The following is a 17,478-nucleotide window of genomic DNA, read 5'->3' as shown; positions in this document are numbered from 1 at the left end:
CAGAAAGTGACCGGCGCGGAGCAAGGGGTTGGATGATGAGGCTAGGTGCTGCGGCGCTCCTGTGTTCGGTGCTTTCGTCGGCGGCCATGGCGGCCACGGATGGCGACTGGGCCACCTATGGCCATGACAAGGGCGGCCAGCGCTTCTCCCCGCTGACCGAGATCACCCCGGCCAATGTGAAGGACCTCGCGCCCGCCTGGGTCTATCATATGAAACCTGCGGCCGACCCGTCGCTCACGCCGGAAGCGGCCGATGCGGCACAGCGCGCGGCCGAGGCAGTCGGCCCGCCACGGGCGCAACGCTCGCGCTTCGCCGGATCGCAGGTCACGCCGCTCGTGATCGGCGGGCGCATGTACATCACCACCCCTTATGGCCGCATCGTCGCGCTCGATCCGGCGACCGGCAAGGAGATCTGGGTCTCGCTGCTCGACCGCGGCCAGCCTTCGGTCCGGGGCCTCGACTATTGGCCGGGCGACACGGCCACGGCGGCGCGCCTGTTCTTCGGCACGCGCGACGGGCGGCTGCTCGCGCTTGACGCCGCGACGGGCAAACCGTCCGCCGGCTTCGGCACCAACGGCGCGGTCGAGATGAAGACGCCCGAGATCATCGGCACCGGCAATGCCCGCTTCTACGGCATGACCTCGCCGCCGCTCGTCTATGGCGACCTGATCATCACCGGCGCCGCCGTGCAGGAATTCCCCGCGATCGGCGCGGCGGGTGACGTCCGCGCCTGGGATGCGCGCAGCGGCAGGCTGGTCTGGACCTTCCATTCAGTGCCGCGCAAGGGCGAGCCCGGCTATGCGACATGGGCGCCCGGCAGCGCCGAGGGCCGCTCGGGCGTCAACGCCTGGGGTTTCCTCACCGTCGATGAGGCGCGCGGCATCGTCTATATGCCGTTCGGCGCCCCCGCCTTCGATCGCTATGGCGGCGACCGCAAGGGCGACAATCTCTACGGCACGTCGCTCGTCGCGGCGGACGCGAAGACGGGCAGATATCTCTGGCATTTCCAGGTCGTGCATCACGACATCTGGGACAATGATCTCCAGGCGCCGCCCTTGCTGTTCGACGCCAAGGTCGGCGGCAAGACGGTTCCGGCGGTCGCCATCACCTCGAAGAACGGCCTGCTCTTCATCCTCGACCGGGTGACCGGCAAGCCGATCCTGCCGGTCAGGGAGAAGCCTTTCCCGGCAAGCGACGTGCCCGGCGAGGCCGCCTCGCCGACTCAACCGATCCCGACCGCGACGCCCCCGCTCGCCCGCACCAGCTTCACCATGGCCGATGTCGCCGACGTGACGCCCGAGCTGAAAAGCTGGTGCGCGAACTGGATCACCAGCAACAGGATGGTGTCCGGCGGGCTCTATGTGCCGGTGCGCCTCGAACAACCGACGATCAGCTTCCCCGGCCTGCAGGGCGGCGGCAACTGGAGCGGCAGTGCCTATGATCCGCGCTCCGGCCTGCTCTTCACCAACACCAGCGACCTCGGCCAGGTCACCTCGCTCGTCCCGTCGAAAGGGCCGCTGCCCTATGAACGTGGCACCTTGAGCGCCCGCTTCCAGCAACCCGACACGAAGATGATGTGCCAGAAGACGCCCTGGGGCCGGCTGAGCGCGGTCGACACCAGGACCGGCAGGATCGCCTGGCAGGTGCCGCTCGGCATCACCGACAGCCTGCCCGAGGACAAGCAGCGCACCGGCCGTCCCAATATCGGCGGCGCGATCGCCACGGCCTCCGGCCTCGTTTTCATCGGCGCGAGCGACGATGCCCGCTTCCGCGCTTTCGACTCCGCCACCGGCAAGGAGCTCTGGACGGTGAAGCTCGACGCCGCCGCGCACGCCACCCCGGTCAGCTATCTCGCCGGCGGCCGCCAGTTCGTCGCGGTCTCCGCCACTGGCGGCAGCTTCCTCGACAGCCCGCTCACCGGCGATACCATCACTGCCTTCGCCTTGCCGCCCAAGGGAGCCGCCCAATGAAGATCCGCCGCCGCACCATCCTGTCGATCGCCGCGCTGACCCTGGCCGCCGCCTCTTCCGCGCAGGTCACGCCGCCGCCCGCCGAGCGGCGTCCGCCGCCGGGCTATGAGGATGCCTATGCCGGCAAGAAGCGCCTGCTGGTCATCGCCGACATCTCGACCGGCAACCAGACCGCCCACAGCGCGTTGTCGCACGCCGCCTCGGTGATCGAGCAGATCGGGCGCGAGTCCGGCGCGTATGTCACCTTCATCCGTACCGACACCGACCTGATCACCAAGGGGGAGGTCTGGGGCAAGTTCGACTATGCCAAGGGCGGCAAGAAACAATCGCGCGGCCGCAACCTCGATTATTACGACGCCGTGCTGTTCTACACCAATGGCGAGACCAGCATGTCGCCGCAGCAGAAACAGGACCTGCTCGATTTCATCGCGAAGGACGGCAAGGGTTTCATCGGCGTGCACACCGCCACCGCGACCGGCTACACCTGGCCCGAATATGGCGAGATGATCGGCGCCTATTTCGACAATCATCCCTGGATGATCACCGACGCCAAGATCATCGTCGAGCGCCCCGGCTTCCCGGCGATGAAGGCGTTCAGGACCGGCATGACGGTCAAGGACGAGCATTATGAAATGACCGCCACGCCCTATGCGCGCGACAAGCTCGACGTGCTCGCGCGGATCGACCCGGCCAGCGTCGACCTGACCAACCCCAATGTCCACCGCACCGACAAGGACTTCCCGCTCGCCTGGATCAAATCCTACGGCAAGGGCCGCGTCTTCTATTCCGACCTCGGCCACACCGATGCCAGCTGGGACGATCCCCGGGTGCGGACCATGTATCTCGAGGGGATCAGATGGGCGCTGGGCGGCGGGACGGACGTGCCGAAACCGCATCCGATGGTCGCGGGGAAATAGCGGAGGCCTATCCACCCACTCCTGTCACCCCGGACTTGTTCCGGGGTCCATGCCTCCGCAAACGCAGCGCCCGATTATTGCCGCTGCGCCCAGCCGCAGAATGGATGCCGGAACAAGTCCGGCATGACGGAAGAGAAGGGGCTCACCGCCCCTTCAACTGCACCCCGAAAAAATCGAACGTCGCATTCACCGCCCTGAGCGTCGCGACCCGCGTCTCGGCCGGCGTCTTCCCGATAAAGCTGTGGTCGATCCCCGGCATCAATATCTCGTCGACCTTCACCCCCGCCGCCGTCATCTTGGCGAACGCCTCCTTCGACTGCGTCACCGCAACGGTGCGATCATCCTCGCCATGGATCAGCAAAAACGGCGGATCGCTCGGATCGAGATAGGTCAGCGGGCTCACCGCCCTGATCCGGTCGACCGGGCACGACGCCGCATCGGCACATCCGATCAGCGCGATCGGTGACCCTTCCGCCCGCGCCACGATCGGCGCGAAGTCGAACACCCCGTACCAGATCGCCGCCGCCTGCACGCATTCCGATCCCGCCGGCTGCGGTTTCGCGTCGAGCCCCGGCGCCCCGCAGGACAGGGCAGCAAGCGCCGCGAGATGCCCGCCCGCCGACGCGCCCCAGATGCCGACCCGGCCCGGATCGATTCCGTATTTCCCGGCATTGCCCTTCAGAAAGCGGATCGCCGCGCGCACATCGTCGAGCTGTGCCGGAAACCGCGCTTCGCCCGACAGCCGATATTCGACCGAGGCGACCACGAACCCCTCCGCCGCCAGCGACGCCAGCGCCTTGGGGAAATCGGCCAGCGCCCCGCCGGCGCGGGTATGTCCGCCGACCCAGCCGCCGCCATGGACGTAGATCACCAGCGGCTTCGGCGCGGCCGCCTTGCCCTTGGGCGGCATATAGATGTCGAGGATCATCGGGCGATATCCCGGGATCACGGAGTAGACGACATCCGCCAGGCTGGTCACGCCGCCCGGGAAAGCCGTCACGCGATCGGGATAGGGATCAGCCGAGGGCGGCCGCTCCACCGTTGGGAACACCCGCTTTCCAGGCGCCGCAGCGACTGCCGCTCCCGCCAGTGCCAGCGCCAGACTCGCGCCCGCGATGCGCCCCGTAGATCCGATCATCCACCCCTCCATATTTATCTAACTATTTAGTACATAACTGCGAGAGGCGCGTGCCGCAAGCTGCTCCGGCATGGTGGGATAAGCCGCAAAATGTCAGCAACCCTCATGACATTTTGCAACAATGGCCGCGCTCGATTCAACCGCGCCGCAACCAGCGCTATCCGCAGATCGCCACGGAACACCGCGACATCTTTCTCATCGCTGATTAATTAGGATACGCGCCCGCGCGCCTCAGCGCCGGACATAGGCCAGGATCGCCTCGACCACCTGCTCGCGCCGCTTGCTGCGCGTCTTGGCGACCGACGTGTCGATGCCGAAGATCGCGCGCAGCGTGTAGCGGTTGGAGACATTGTAGAAGCACAAGGCACTGATCGTCATGTGCAGCCCGAGCGGATCGACCCCCTCGCGGAACACCCCCTCCGCGACGCCGCGATCCAGCATCCGCTTCATTGCGTTGAGCACGCTGCGATTGCGGTTCTTGATGCCCTCGACGCCCTCGATATGCGCGCCGTGCAGGATGTTCTCGTTCATCACCAGCCGCACGAAATCGGGGTGCGCCATGTGATAGTCGAACGTGTGCACGACCATCTCGCGCAACGCGTCCTCGGCCGACATCGCGTCGAAATTCTGCGCCTCTTCGCGTTCGCGGATACCGCCATAGGATTGTTCGAGAACGGCCTGGTACAGGCCCTCCTTCCCGCCGAAATAATAATAGATCATCCGCTTCGACGAATTGGTCTTCTCGGCGATCTCGTCGATCCGCGCGCCGGCAAAGCCCTTGTCAGAGAATTCGCGGGTCGCGACGTCGATGATGTTGGCGCGGGTGTTCTCGGCCAATGCGGCGCGGAGGCTGGCCTTGGATTGCTGGACGGTCACGCTTCCCCCGCTGGTAAATCGATCAATACGCGACCTCGGCCTTGAAGCGGGATTGCGCCGCGAGGCGGATACCGGCGTTGGCCGCGCCATATCCTCCATAGCCGCGCCGTTCGACGATTTCAAAGAAGACGCGTTTTTCGAAGGCGCGGCTGTAGAACTGGAAATATTCGGCCTCCCCGTCGCGGTCGTAGAGGATGCCGAGCGACGCCATCCGGTCGATCAGATCGGCGCCCAGCCCGAAGCGCGCGTCGAGATCGTCATAATAGTTGCGCGAGATTTCGAGCATCTCCAGCCCGTTCGCCCGCGCCCGTTCCGCCGCGGCAAACACGTCCGAGCAGGAAAAGGCGATATGCTGCACCCCGGCGCCCATATATTTGGTCAGGAAGCGCGAGGAGAGGGTCTGCTGCGCGACCGAGCTGTTGAGCGTGATGCGCAAGGACTTGTCGCGCGACTCCACCGCCTGGCTCTGCACCAGCCCGAGCGGATCGGGAATCTGCAGCTGCACCGTCTTGGTCACGTCGAACAGGGTGACATAATAGAGGATCCAGCTCAGGAACTCCTCATAAAAGGTCGTCTGGGCGATATGGTCGATCGTCTCCAGCCCGATGCCCGCCCCGGCACTGTCCAGCGCCCCGAACTCGGTCGCCCAGACATCCTCCTCGCTGCCCTGCTCGATGAAATAGATCAGGCTGCCGCCGACGCCGCGCACCGAGGGGATCTGCATCTCGCCCGGCCCGACCGACTGTTCGAAGCGCGGGATCGACAGTGCCTCCGCCCGGGCCAGCGCCGCGGGTACATCGGGCACGCTCAGCCCGATCGCGCAGACCGACGCGCCGTGGACCATGTCGAAGCTGTGCGCGAACCCCTCCTGCTCGCGGTTGATGACGATGTTGATCGCGCCCTGCCGCCAGCGCTCGACTGCCTTGCGGCGATGCCTGCCGACACACACGAAACCCAGCGCGGCCAGGGTACCGCGCAGCATCGCCGCCTCGGCATCGTCCGCCGCGAACTCGATGAAGCTCACCCGGGTCGGCGACACACGCGGTGGCATGGTCGGCGCGACCGGGGTCCGCGGCCGCCGGCCTACCTCGTCCTCCAGCGCGATCAGCGAACGATAGCCGTCGAGCGCCACGACATGCGCCGACCCCGATCGGAACCGGTCGTTGAAAATCTCCAGCGACCAGTAGCCGTCATAACCGATCCGCATCAGCTCGGCGGCATATTCGCCGATCGGGAAGTCGCCCTGCCCCGGCATGTTGCGCAGGTGCCGCGCCCAGGACAGGTAGTCCATCTCGACGAACGGCGCGTCGGCGACCTGGACGATGAACAGCTTCGCCGGGTCGATATCGCCGATGCTCGACGAGGGGATACGCCGCGCGAGCGAATGGAAACTGTCGAGGATCAGCCCGAGCGCCGGATGGTTCACGTCGCGCACCACGCTCCAGGCATCGCGATGATCGTTGACATGCCGCCCCCAGGCCAGCGCTTCATAGCCCACCCGCAAACGCCGCGCCGCCGCCCGGTCGGCCAGTTCGGCAAAGTCGTCGAGGATGCGGTCGCGGTCGGGCAGCGAGAGCGGCGAGCAGTTGGAGCAGACCAGGATCAGGTCGGTGCCCAGTTCGTGCATCAGATCGAACTTACGCTCGGCCCGGTCGAAGGTGCGGGCGCGCAATTCTGTCGGCATGCCCTCGAAATCTCGGAACGGCTGGAACAGCGTACAGGCCAGCCCGAGGTCGCGCATCATCGCCCCGATCTCGCGCGGGGACGAGGCTGCGGCGAGCAGGTCGTTCTCGAAGATCTCGACCCCGTCATAGCCGGCATCGGCAATCGCGCGCAGCTTGTCCTCGAGCGTACCGCTGATCGAGACCGTGGCAATCGAGGTAAGCAAGAGGCGGCTCCGGCACTGTGTACTAACTGGTTACCACCAATGCAGGGCGGGTGTCGATAGCGCCGCCATCGACACCCGAAGCATCAGTCGCGCGGCGAGCCGGAACGCGGCGGCGCGGGCTGAGTCGCGACATTATGCGCCATCAGCCAGTCCTGCCGCCTGGGGTCGAGTTTCACCAAGGACACCTGGTCACCAAACATGATCTTGCGTTCGTCGCCCGGTTTCCAGGCCGGCCAGGGCATCGCCGGCGTGCTCGGGTTGCCGGTCGCGGCAAAGGCGATCAGCGCCCCCATCATCTGCTGCGACAAGGTACGGTCCCACGCCGTCCAGTTCCGCGTCGGTCGCTGCCAGTTGTATTTGTCCTGCGTGCCGAACCAGTAAGGGATGTCGGCGGTGTGATAGGCACCGACCGTGGCGGTGTCCTGATCGGCGATGCGCACGCCCGGCACATAGGGATGAACCCGCGTATATTCGTCGATATAGGCCGGCTGCCCCACCGCGGTCTGGGCCTTGGCGCAGAAGCGCGCGCTGGATTGCAGCCCGGCTTCGGTCGCCGCGACCCGGGCCACGCCCGGCACTTCGGCATCGGTCTTCACCGGGTAGAATTTCAGGAAGGCATCGGCATCCGCCCCATAGAGCTTGCGCGCGCCCTCCTGGAATTCGGCGATCGTCTTCGCCGACAGGATCGGCTCGAGCCCGAAGCTAAGATCATTGGCGTTGTAGCTCGCGATGATCGGCACCTGGTTGAACGTCCCCGCCGCGAGCATCGTCGCCTTGGGCGCGGGCAACACATAACCGTCGACGATCGGCCCGCCGACCCGCACGCCCTCGACCCGCACGCCGAGCTGGTTCTCCGATTGAGTCGCCAGGATGCGATCCGCCGGGATCTGGCGCAGCGCATCGAGACTCGTCACCTTGAGCCGCTCCTGCAATTGCAGCCCGACCTTTTCCGCATCGGCGAGCGACGGACCGTCGCCGCGGAAGTTGCACCCGCTCGACATCACCGCCGCGCGGAACAGACCCTTGGCCTGCGGGCTGAAGATCTGCGCGATGACCGAGCCGGCACCGGCGGACTGGCCCATGATCAGCACCTTGTCCGGATCGCCGCCGAACCGGGCGACATTGTCGCGGATCCAGCGCAGCGCCAGCGTCTGGTCCATGATGCCGTAATTGCCCGAATGCCCGCCCTGCTCGCGCGTCAGTTCGGGGTGCGCGAGGAAACCAAAGGCGCCGACGCGGTAGTTGAAGTTGATGAACACCGCCCCGGCCTTGGCCATCGCCTCGCCGTCATAATTGGCCATGCCCGACGACCCGATGGTGAAGCCGCCGCCATAGAGGAACACGATCACCGGCAGCTTCGATTCAGGCGTTGCCTGGGCCGGCGCCCACAGGTTCATATAGAGGCAGTCCTCGGACGAAGGCTCCTCGCCGAAATAATGGTTGATGTCGTGCGGGCGCAGCACCTGGATGCATTCGGGCCCTTTGCGATCGGCATTCCACACGCCCTTCCAGGTCGCGGGCTGCGGCGGCGCCCAGCGCAGCGGCCCGACCGGCGGCGCGGCAAAGGGGATGCCGAGATAGGCGCGGACACCCGAATCGAGCTGCGTGCCGGCGATGCGCCCGCTCGCCGTGACAACCGGATCGCTCGCAATCGGTGTCATCGAGCGGTCGGCCGGCGCCATCCCCATCAGCGCCGACGCGCCCAGCAGCATGCCCAGAATCCTGTGTTTCGACCCGATCATCCATCCATCTCCCACTGAGCGCCTGTCGCGCCTGCTTGTTTATATGTACTAGTTCGTTACATAACTGGCAGTCGCCGGCTTTGCAAACGGGATGTTCGACATCCGGGGCAGCGCGGCCGAAAGGATGAGGGCCGGAAATGACGATCGGACGCGCGACCTTATGGCTGACGATCGGCGGGTTGCTGGCCCTGCTCTCCACGTCGGCCGCACTGGCCCAGCCAAAGCCCGAGTTGCTGCTGTGGCGGCTGGATTGCGGCACGGTCGACGTGCCCGATCTCGACTTCCTGTCGGACAGTTTCGCCTTTTCCGGCATGTCGAAGACGGTGTCGGTCAGCTGTTATCTGATCCGCGACGGCGACCGCTATCTGCTATGGGACACCGGCCTGCCCTTGTCCCGGCTCGGTGCTGGACAGACCAGCGTGGGCGGCGGCCGGGCACGGCTCGCCCGCTCGATCCTGGACCAGTTGCGCGACATCGGCGTGCGCCCCGACCAGATCGGCCTTGTCGCACTGAGCCATCACCATGCCGACCATGCCGGGCAGGCGTCGAGCTTCCCCACGGCAACCTTGCTGATCGGCGCCGAGGACCTTGCCGTGGTCCGCGGCACGGGCAAGACCTTCAATCTCGACCGCGACCAGTTCGTGCCCTGGACCGGGGGCAGCGCGCCGATCGACCAGGTCTCGGGCGACCGCGACCTGTTCGACGACGGGCGCGTGATGATGCTGGCGACGCCCGGGCACACGCCCGGCCATCATTCGTTGCTGGTCCGGCTCGCCGATGGGCCAGTGATCCTGACCGGCGACCTGTGGCATTTCGCCGAGCAAAAGGCGGCCAATGGCGTGCCGAAGATCAACACCAGCCGCGCGGATACCCTCGCCTCGATGGATCGCATAAACCGGGTGGCCGAGATACTGCATGCCCGTATCATCATCGGCCATGAGCCAGCGGATATCGGCCTGTTGCCGGCCTTTCCGCAGCCCGCCCGCTAACGGCATCCTCCCCGGAGCAACGCCATGACTGAAGCCCCGTTCCTCACCCGCCGACAGGCAGCGCTTGGTGCCGTGCTGGCGGCGGCGCTGCCGCGATCCGCGTTTGCCGCGGCCGATAAGACCCCGGCTGCGCCCGCGCTCGAATTCGTCTTCGAGGCCGTGATCTTGCTCGCGCCGCCGGTCGAGCTGGGAATGGTCGACGGTGCCCGGCGGCGGCTGGTGCCGATCACCGGCGGCACCGTCAAAGGCCCCCGGCTCAACGGCACGGTGTTGCCCGGCGGCGGCGACTGGCAGGCGATCGGCAAGGACCGTACCCTCATCCATGCGAAATACACGCTCGAGGCATCGGACGGCACGCGCATCGCCATCGACAACCCGGGCGTCAGGGTCGCCGCGCCCGAGATCATCGCCCGGCTGACCGCCGGCGAGGATCTCGACCCGGCGCTCTATTATTTCCGAACCACGCCCCTCTTCGAAGTCCAGGCCGGGCCGCATGACTGGATGACCCGCAGCGTCTTCGTCGGACAAGGCATCCGTCATCCGAGCAACGTCGTCATGCGCGTCTTCCGCGTCACGTGACGCTAGGCTGAGGCGTCAGGCCCGGCCGAAAACGCAATCGTCAGGATCATGGTCAGCAGGGCCAGCAGCGCGATCGCCACTGCGACCGGCACCGGGCTGTGCGGCGCCAGGGCGGCGACGAGCGAGCTGACCGCGGCGTTGCCCAGCATCTGCAGCGCGCCAAAGGCGCTGACCGCAGTGCCGACCCGCTCAGGGCTCCCCGCCAGCGCAGCGACAAAGGCATTGGGCACGACCAGCCCGCCGCCGAACGAGAAGACCGCCATCGGCACGATCATCGCGACGATCTCATGCCGCCCGAGCGCCGCGCCGACCAGGAATCCGATCGCTCCGGCCGCGGCGAGCGACGCTCCCAGCCGCATCAGGCTGCGCGCACCAAGGCGCCCCGCCAGCCGGTTCACCGACAGCGCGCCCGCCCCCGCGCCAAGCGCAACGGCGCCGTAATAGATGCCGAGCCCGTGCGGATCGGCCCCGTAGAAATCGACCAGCAGGAAGGGCGACGCACCAAGAAAGACATAGAGCCCGGCAGTGAACGAGGTGCCGAGCAGCAAATTGCGCAGGAAGACCCTGTTCGTCAGCACCTGCGCCCAGTTCGTCAACAGGCTCGTCCCGCCGGCGGGACGCGGAACGAAGGTCTCGGGCAGCCAGCGCATCGCGGCGATCCCGCACGCCAGACCGAGCAAGGTCAGCACCGCGAAGATCGCGCGCCATCCGCCGCTATCGGCCAGGACGCTGCCGAGCAGCGGCGCAATCATCGGCGACAGCATGACGATCGCGGTGAGCAGCGCCATGTCGCGCGCGCCGCGCCCCTCCGCCGTATCGCCGGTCATCGCGCGCCCGACGACCAGCCCCGCCGATGCGCCGAGCGCCTGGATCAGCCGCCCGGCGAGCAGCAGCCACACCGATCCCGCCGCCCAGCAGATCGCCGAGCCGAGCACGAAGATCGCGATCCCGCCGAGCAGCACCGGCCGGCGTCCGACATGATCGGCCAGCGGTCCGCTGACGATCTGGCCGGTACCCACGCCGACCAGATACAGCGTCAGCGTGAGCTGCATGACCGAGGGCGAGGCCTGCAGCATGACCGCAGCAATCGGCATGGCCGGCACGAACATATGGATCGCGAGCGAGCCGAGCGCGGTAATCGCGCCGAGCAGCATGACCTGCCGGTGCGGCGATGCTGAAGTCGCTGGTGGCAAGCCGGTCAGGGCCGGACGAGAATGTCGACGCGCCGCCGCGACGGCTCGGCCAGCCCATCCGCCGTATCGACATCGATCGCAGCCGCCTTGCCCTCCGCCCGCACGGTGATGATGTGCCGGTCCACCCCGAGCCTCACCAGCGATTCAGCGATCCGGTCGGCGCGGGCGCGGGCGATCGCCGGATCTTCGGCGATGCTGCGCCCCGAAACCGTCACCGGATCGGTCGCCGCGCGTCCCGTCACGACGATCGACCTGGGCTTTGCCGCGCGAATCCAAGTGATCGCCTGATCGAGCAGGTAATCGTCATATTGATAGATCAGGAAATCCCGATCGAAGTCATAATAGAGGTGGAACGTCGTCGGCGCATAGGGCCCCGGCGGGACGGCGCGCTCCGCCGACATCGGCGCGACGTTACGCTTGGGCAGCACGAACGGACGCCCTTTGTAGCTCTCGGCCGGCAGCATGTGCCGCGTGCACGCGCCCGGCAGGATCGAGGTGCGCACCGGCTCGAGCACCACCCCACCGCACGGATCGCCCGGCGCAGCGCTTACCCTGCCCTCGACCAGCACCTCATGGTTCCAGTCCGGCTTGGACGGCGCCTGGCTGACGTCAAAGCGGCGCCCGTCCGCAGGATCATCGACCAGCCAGCAGCCGGATTTCTTGCCGCTGTCCGTATCGCGATAGACCGGGCAGGCAATGAAGCGGACCGTCTCGGGCGCGCTGCCCCCGGTCACCGCGGCCATGGCGAGCAGGGCAGCGACCGTCTTCACAGCGCGCTCATCAGGTTGACCAGGTCCTGCTTCTCCTGCTCGGTATAACCGATGGAATAGCGCCGCTCGTAGAAGTCGACGATGCCGCGCAGATCCTTCGCCAGCCCATTGGAGAAATAGGGCGCCCGCGCCGACAGGCCGCGCAGCGATTGCAGCGTGATCTTGCCCACATCGGCACACCGCCCGGTGGTCAGCGCATAGCCCGGATCATTGGTCAGGATGACGCGGCCATAATGCGGATGCGGCGGCCCCTTGCAGGTCACGCGGAACAGCGGCAGCCACGGCATCGGATCGGCAAAGGGCTGGTTGGTCGTACCGAGATCGACCTGGCCCGGCGCGACATCATTCCCCATCTGCGACATGTTGTGGCAGAAGGCGCAGCCATTGCGCACCGGGTTACCGAAACCGACCGGCGAGTTGATCCCCGCGCTGTCGGTGATCAGGAACGTCTTGTCGCGGAAGATCTTCGCGCCGCGGGCTACCGACGCGCGAAAGGCCGCCTGTTCGGGGCTAAGCCCCGGCGCCGGCTTCTCCCAGGCCTCGAACTCGCTCCACACAGGCTTGCCGATGCTGCCGAGCTGGCCCGGCTTCGACACGGCGAGCTTCTCCGCGCCGCCCTCGGCGCCCGCGATGTTCAGCGCGCCGCCCGTCCTGTCGACCTGTTGTGCGGTATAGACCCGGCTCTCAAAGTCGACGATCCGCGCCATGTCGACCGCGTCCATATGCTTGAGCAATTCTAGATGAGTCGCCGACGCATCGTTCATCTGTGCGTTCAAGGTGCTCGCGCGGCCATCGGCCATCAGATTGCCTGACAGCGGCTTGCCCGTCTCGGGATCGAGCGGCAGCGGCATGCCCTGCTTGGGATCGTGATAGAAACCGACCGCCAGCAGATATTTGAGGTTCGCGACCGGCCGTGGCCGGCGATAGACCGAGATGCTGCCCTTCGCCGCATTGCATCCGGTCGGATCGCGCACGACCTCGATCGTGATATCGGGCGTCATCGCCCTGCCCGCCGCGTCCCTGGGCGGCCACGGGCGCTGGATGCGGATCAGCCCATGGTCGAGCAGCAGTGAATGCGATGCGCGCTCACCCTGCGGCAGGGTCGGGCAGTTCGACCCGTCATAGGCAGCGAACAGCGGGTCCTTGCCGCCGGTCGCGTCCCAACGCGCCTGTGCGGTCGCAGCGGACAGGCTCATCGCGTCGGCCGGCTGGTGGCAGGTGACGCAGGCGCGACCATGCGGCCCGGTCGCGGTGAAGAAGGGATGGCCCTTCGTCTCCATCGGCCCGCCAGTCAGCAGCACGCGCAGGCTGCCCGTGCTGTCGGCATAATCGACCTGCGCGGGGAAAGTCCGCCCGCTGTCCGGCGCCCACCAGGCGTCGCCATAATCCGCCTGCGCCGCGACGCTGGTCGCGAAGGCGGCGAGGGAGAGGCCCAGTGCGATCGGGGCGGCGCGAAGCTTCATCCGAACGCGTACCCGCCTTCACCCCTTGTCCCTTCCCCGGCGGAGGCCGGGGCCCAGTTGGGATGGCCGAGGTAACTACGCGCAGCGCCCGTTCCCTTCTGCCCCCTAACTGGACCCCGGCCTTCGCCGGGGAAGCACGGGTAGATGGAACGGCCGGCAACCATCATCAGAACTTCGCCACCGCGCGGATGCCGTAGGTCCGCGGCGCGCCATAGATGCTGCCGCCATCGGCGCTCGACGAATTCTGGATCTGCGAGGCGATGTACCGCGTGTCGGTGAAGTTCGCGACATAGCCTTCGAGCTTGTAGTTGCGGTTGATCTGCAGGGTCAGCCGCGCATCGAACACGTCGCGCTTCGGTACGATCGTGTTGAAGCTCGGGAACGGCGTCGCGACCTGTTCCGACAGATGCGACCATTGCACGCGCGGCGTCAGCGAGCGCTCGTCGCCGCCCAGCGGGATTTCGTACTGGACACCGGCATTGATCGTCCATTCGGGCGAGAAGGGCAGCACCCGGCCGTCCGGCACAAGCCGCAAATTGGTCGGGCAGCCGGCATCGGTGCCCGCCGAATTGGTGTCGGTGATGCAGGTGCTGCCGTCGAACCGGGCATGGAGATAGCCGCCGCCCGCGTTGAAGCTCAGCCCGCCGAACTGGCCGGTGACCTCGAGCTCCGCGCCATAGGATTTGCCGGCGGCCGCGTTCTGCGTGACCGGCAGGCCGTTCAGCAGGCTCGACAGCTGGATGTCGCTATATTCGGAATAGAAGACGTCGCCGTTCACGCGCAGGTGATTGTCGAGGAACTGAGTCTTGAATCCGGCCTCGTACACGCGGTTGGTTTCCGGCCCGAAATTGGGCGTGCCGATGGTCAGGTTGACGCCGCCCGCCTTGTAGCCCTGCGACGCCGTCACATAGAGCAGGTTGCGGCCGAGATGGTAGTTGATGCCGACCTTGCCGGTCACCTTGGTCGAATGCTGCGTCGCGACCAGGCTCGCCCCGGCCGGCACAGCGCCCGCCGGGATGAGGCGGTTGTAGATCTGGGTATCGTCGGAATAGCGCGCACCGGCGACGATCTCGAGCGGCGACGTCACGAACCAGTTGACCTGGCCGAACACCGATTTGGTGATGTTGTTCGCGCTCGTCTTGAAGGTCGAGGTCGACGAGATGAAGTCGGTCGTGTGGTTGTTGTCGCGCTGCGAGAAGGTGTCGACCGTCTCGTCGAGATAGAAGCCGCCGACCACCCAGTTGAAATTGCCCTTGCCGGTCGACAGCAGGTTCACTTCGCCAATGAAGGTATTGATGTCGGTCGACACCAGGCTGACCCGGCCCACCGCATTGGCCGGTGGGCGCGGCAGAGCGGTCGCGGTGCGATCGCCGTCGGTCTGGTCGATCGTATGGAGATCCTGGTACGACACCATGGTGCGCAGATCGACGCCGTCGAGGATCTTGATCTTCACTTCGCCCGACAGCTTGCCGCCATGCTGGTTCTGGAAGGACCGCGCATCCTCCTCGATCACGAACGGATTGGACGAGACCAGATCGTTGCGGCGCTTCACCGCATTATTGTCCGATTTGGAATCGAAATAGTCGACGCGCAGATTGGCACGCAGCACCTCGTCGGGCGAGCGCACCGCGAGGTTGAAGCGCCCGGCATAGAGGCTGCTATTGCCCGGGGTGCTCGGGCTCGGCCCGATATTGTCGGTGAAGCTCCCGCGCTCGTCATGCGTCGCCGCGACGCGGAACGCGACTTCATCGCTGATCGGCACGTTGATCGCGCCGACCAGCTTGAACGTGTCGTAATTGCCATAGGTCGCGTCGACGAAACCAGAATAGGCGTCGAATTCGGGCTCGGGCGTGCGCACATAGATCGCGCCCCCGGTCGAATTCTGCCCGGTCAAGGTGCCCTGCGGACCGCGCAGCACTTCGATCGACGCGATGTCGAAGAAACTCTGCCCGATGAACTGCTCATGCGGGATCAGCTGGCCGTCGATATAGAAAGCGACGCCCGGGTTGGAGGTCGGCGCCGACTGCGCGATGCCGACGCCGCGGATGTTGATGAAGGTCGATCGGTTGAAGGTGTTGATCGCGATCGACGGCGCGACCTGCTGGATGTCGGCGAGGTTGTTGACGCCCTTGCGCGAGATATCGGCGGCGTTGAGCACGGTGGCCGAGATCGGCACGTCCTGCAGGCTCTGCGTCCGGCGCTCGGCGGTGACGACGATATCCTCGAGCCCGCCATTGTCCTCCGCCTGGGGCTGGAGATCGGCGGCGGGTGCCGACGGGCTGGCAACCTGGTCCTGCGCGGCGGCGCTCTGCGCCTCGGCCGGCATCGCGGCCAGCGCGACAGCAAGGCCAGTCACGCCGGTAAGAAGAATCGCCTTTGAAAATGGGGTCACGGACATCCTCCTCGCTTGACCGCCGGCGCCCTTGCGTCGCCCTGGCTAAGGCCGCTTACTACCATTGTGGTGCGAAGCTGCAAGCGTTTTCATTATGGCATATAACTAATGCCGGACAGGGCCTTTGCCGCGTCCGGCGCCATGTCGAGCGACCAGATCGCCGCCGCCAATTCCGCCGCCGCGTCCGCCGTCAGCGCCTGGTGCGCCCGGCCCGCACAATCGACGAACTTCGCCTCGAGCGCGGCATCGTCGATCGGGCGCGAGACATGGCCCGCGGCCATGTCGACCCAATGCTCCAGCCGGGTTCCGTCGTTCAGCATGACGGCAAGTCCGCCCGACGCGGCGCGCTCACGGCCCCAGTCGGGATGGCGTTCGAAACTCACCTTGGCTGCCTCGGCAAGCTTGCGCGGATCGGCGAGCGACGCGGCGTCATAGCTGTCGAGCGTGACCTCGTCGTCGATCAGCGCGGCGGCGATGGTGAAGGGAATCGAGAATTTCGCGTCGATCGCCGTCGCCGGCGCGCGCTTGCTGGCGGCGGGCTCGACCAGCATCACCTGCACCTCGCCGCCCGTCGCCACGATCGAAGCGACATCCCCCGGCGCAAAGCCATGCGCGGCGCGCAGCGCTTGTACTGCCTCGATATAGGCATGTGTGCCGCGACAGGCCGGCCATTTCTTGAAGCTCAACTGCTCGATCCAGAACCGCTCGCCGAGCCCGTCGAGGAGATCCGCCGGCTCATATCGCCCATCGGCATACAGGCGGAAGAACCCGCCTTTGCCCTCGAACGGCGCATCGAAACCGCGCACGCAGAGCACCGCAAGCGCGGTCGCCCGCACCGCCGCCTCGGCCGGCAATGCCTCGCGCACCGCACGGATCACGGTGTCGCGGCTATATTTGATCTCGCCTGGGCAGCTTGCCTGGCACAAAGCCAGCGACAGTGCATCGAGCGTCTGGCGCGAGGACAATCCCCGTAACCGCGCCGCCGCGGCGGTCGCGCCGAACACGCCGAGGATAGGCGGCGGATACCAGCCGCCCGCCTCCATCTCGCGGCGCAGGCTCAGCCCCAGCCGGCAGACCAGGTCGCAGCCGATCGCGATCGCGCCGAGCAGATCGCGGCCGGACACCGGCGCGCCCGTCTGCAACACCGCGAGCACCGCCGGCAGCAGCGATGCATTGGGATGGCTCGGCGCTGCGTCGAACGCGTCCTCGAAGTCCAGCGCATGCGCCATCGCGCCATTGGCGAGCGCAGCAAGCGATGCACTGGTCGTCACCCCGCGCCCCAGGATACTCGCCTCGCCCGGCCCGCCGGCGCTGGCATAGGCAATGAAGGGCTCGACTTCCGGACTCGTCCCACTCGCGGCGAGCATCACGCCAAGCCCGTCGAGCAGTGCCCGCTTCGCTGCGTGAAGCGTCGCGTCGCTCAGCCGTCCGGCATCGAAGCCGGTGATGTGATCGGCGAGTCTTTCGCTCAGTGAGCCGGCCTGATCCACGGAAATCCTCCAATGTAAGCGCTTGCGTCGCCTTGCCGCATCGGCAATGAGCCTGTCGAGCACATAATGGC

14 protein-coding genes are annotated in these 17,478 nt (G+C 66.6%); 5 read left to right on the top strand and 9 right to left on the bottom strand.

What is annotated here, in order from left to right; genetic code table 11:
* The first annotated feature begins 86 nt into the window (after positions 1–86).
* Together ACZ1I5_RS01145 and ACZ1I5_RS01140 are read left to right on the top strand one after the other, a co-directional pair.
* Complete coding sequence (locus ACZ1I5_RS01145) at positions 87–1,970, top strand: pyrroloquinoline quinone-dependent dehydrogenase (protein WP_465171913.1); 1,884 nt, start codon at positions 87–89, stop codon at positions 1,968–1,970.
* A complete protein-coding gene (locus ACZ1I5_RS01140) occupies positions 1,967–2,887 on the top strand; it encodes a ThuA domain-containing protein (RefSeq protein WP_465171912.1) in 921 nt (306 codons plus the stop codon). Before ACZ1I5_RS01145 ends, ACZ1I5_RS01140 begins: the two co-directional genes overlap by 4 nt.
* 142 nt (positions 2,888–3,029) lie before the next feature.
* On the opposite strand, the gene ACZ1I5_RS01135 is transcribed toward ACZ1I5_RS01140, so the two are convergent.
* On the bottom strand, positions 3,030–4,025 hold the full coding sequence (locus ACZ1I5_RS01135) for an alpha/beta hydrolase fold domain-containing protein (protein WP_465171911.1): 996 nt from the start codon (positions 4,023–4,025) through the stop codon (positions 3,030–3,032).
* A gap of 50 nt (positions 4,026–4,075) precedes the next feature.
* Between ACZ1I5_RS01135 and ACZ1I5_RS01130 the strand changes: the two genes are divergently transcribed.
* The gene (locus ACZ1I5_RS01130) at positions 4,076–4,234 is read left to right on the top strand and encodes a hypothetical protein (RefSeq protein WP_465171910.1); all 159 of its coding nucleotides are present in this window, start codon (positions 4,076–4,078) and stop codon (positions 4,232–4,234) included.
* 22 nt (positions 4,235–4,256) lie between these two features.
* On the opposite strand, the gene ACZ1I5_RS01125 is transcribed toward ACZ1I5_RS01130, so the two are convergent.
* The 3 genes from ACZ1I5_RS01125 to ACZ1I5_RS01115 form a co-directional block, all read right to left on the bottom strand.
* The gene (locus ACZ1I5_RS01125; RefSeq protein WP_465171909.1) at positions 4,257–4,901 is read right to left on the bottom strand and encodes a TetR/AcrR family transcriptional regulator; all 645 of its coding nucleotides are present in this window, start codon (positions 4,899–4,901) and stop codon (positions 4,257–4,259) included.
* Positions 4,902–4,923: 22 nt separating this feature from the next.
* Complete coding sequence (locus ACZ1I5_RS01120; RefSeq protein ID WP_465171908.1) at positions 4,924–6,789, bottom strand: bifunctional sugar phosphate isomerase/epimerase/4-hydroxyphenylpyruvate dioxygenase family protein; 1,866 nt, start codon at positions 6,787–6,789, stop codon at positions 4,924–4,926.
* A gap of 83 nt (positions 6,790–6,872) precedes the next feature.
* Positions 6,873–8,531, bottom strand: a complete 1,659-nt coding sequence (locus ACZ1I5_RS01115) for a carboxylesterase/lipase family protein (protein WP_465171907.1) — start codon at positions 8,529–8,531, stop codon at positions 6,873–6,875.
* Between the two features lie 137 nt (positions 8,532–8,668).
* Between ACZ1I5_RS01115 and ACZ1I5_RS01110 the strand changes: the two genes are divergently transcribed.
* A complete protein-coding gene (locus tag ACZ1I5_RS01110; RefSeq protein ID WP_465171906.1) occupies positions 8,669–9,520 on the top strand; it encodes an N-acyl homoserine lactonase family protein in 852 nt (283 codons plus the stop codon).
* 24 nt (positions 9,521–9,544) lie between these two features.
* On the top strand, positions 9,545–10,099 hold the full coding sequence (locus ACZ1I5_RS01105; protein ID WP_465171905.1) for a DUF3237 domain-containing protein: 555 nt from the start codon (positions 9,545–9,547) through the stop codon (positions 10,097–10,099).
* 2 nt (positions 10,100–10,101) lie between these two features.
* Here ACZ1I5_RS01105 and ACZ1I5_RS01100 read toward each other — a convergent pair whose 3' ends face one another.
* The 5 genes from ACZ1I5_RS01100 to ACZ1I5_RS01080 all read right to left on the bottom strand — a co-directional run bounded on the left by ACZ1I5_RS01100 (position 10,102) and on the right by ACZ1I5_RS01080 (position 17,407).
* A complete protein-coding gene (locus tag ACZ1I5_RS01100) occupies positions 10,102–11,253 on the bottom strand; it encodes a multidrug effflux MFS transporter (protein WP_465171904.1) in 1,152 nt (383 codons plus the stop codon).
* Positions 11,254–11,297: 44 nt separating this feature from the next.
* Entirely contained in the window at positions 11,298–12,062 is a 765-nt protein-coding gene (locus ACZ1I5_RS01095; RefSeq protein WP_465171903.1) for an OmpA family protein, read from the bottom strand.
* On the bottom strand, positions 12,059–13,525 hold the full coding sequence (locus ACZ1I5_RS01090) for a hypothetical protein (RefSeq protein ID WP_465171902.1): 1,467 nt from the start codon (positions 13,523–13,525) through the stop codon (positions 12,059–12,061). The genes ACZ1I5_RS01095 and ACZ1I5_RS01090 overlap by 4 nt, the downstream gene beginning before the upstream one ends.
* 166 nt (positions 13,526–13,691) lie before the next feature.
* Positions 13,692–15,923, bottom strand: a complete 2,232-nt coding sequence (locus ACZ1I5_RS01085) for a TonB-dependent receptor (RefSeq protein ID WP_465171901.1) — start codon at positions 15,921–15,923, stop codon at positions 13,692–13,694.
* Between the two features lie 86 nt (positions 15,924–16,009).
* On the bottom strand, positions 16,010–17,407 hold the full coding sequence (locus ACZ1I5_RS01080) for an MmgE/PrpD family protein (RefSeq protein ID WP_465171900.1): 1,398 nt from the start codon (positions 17,405–17,407) through the stop codon (positions 16,010–16,012).
* Between the last annotated feature and the right edge of the window lie 71 nt (positions 17,408–17,478).

It is taken from the genome of Sphingomonas sp. BL-S-30 (assembly GCF_055521475.1).
This window is presented reverse-complemented; position numbering and strand designations above follow the sequence as displayed.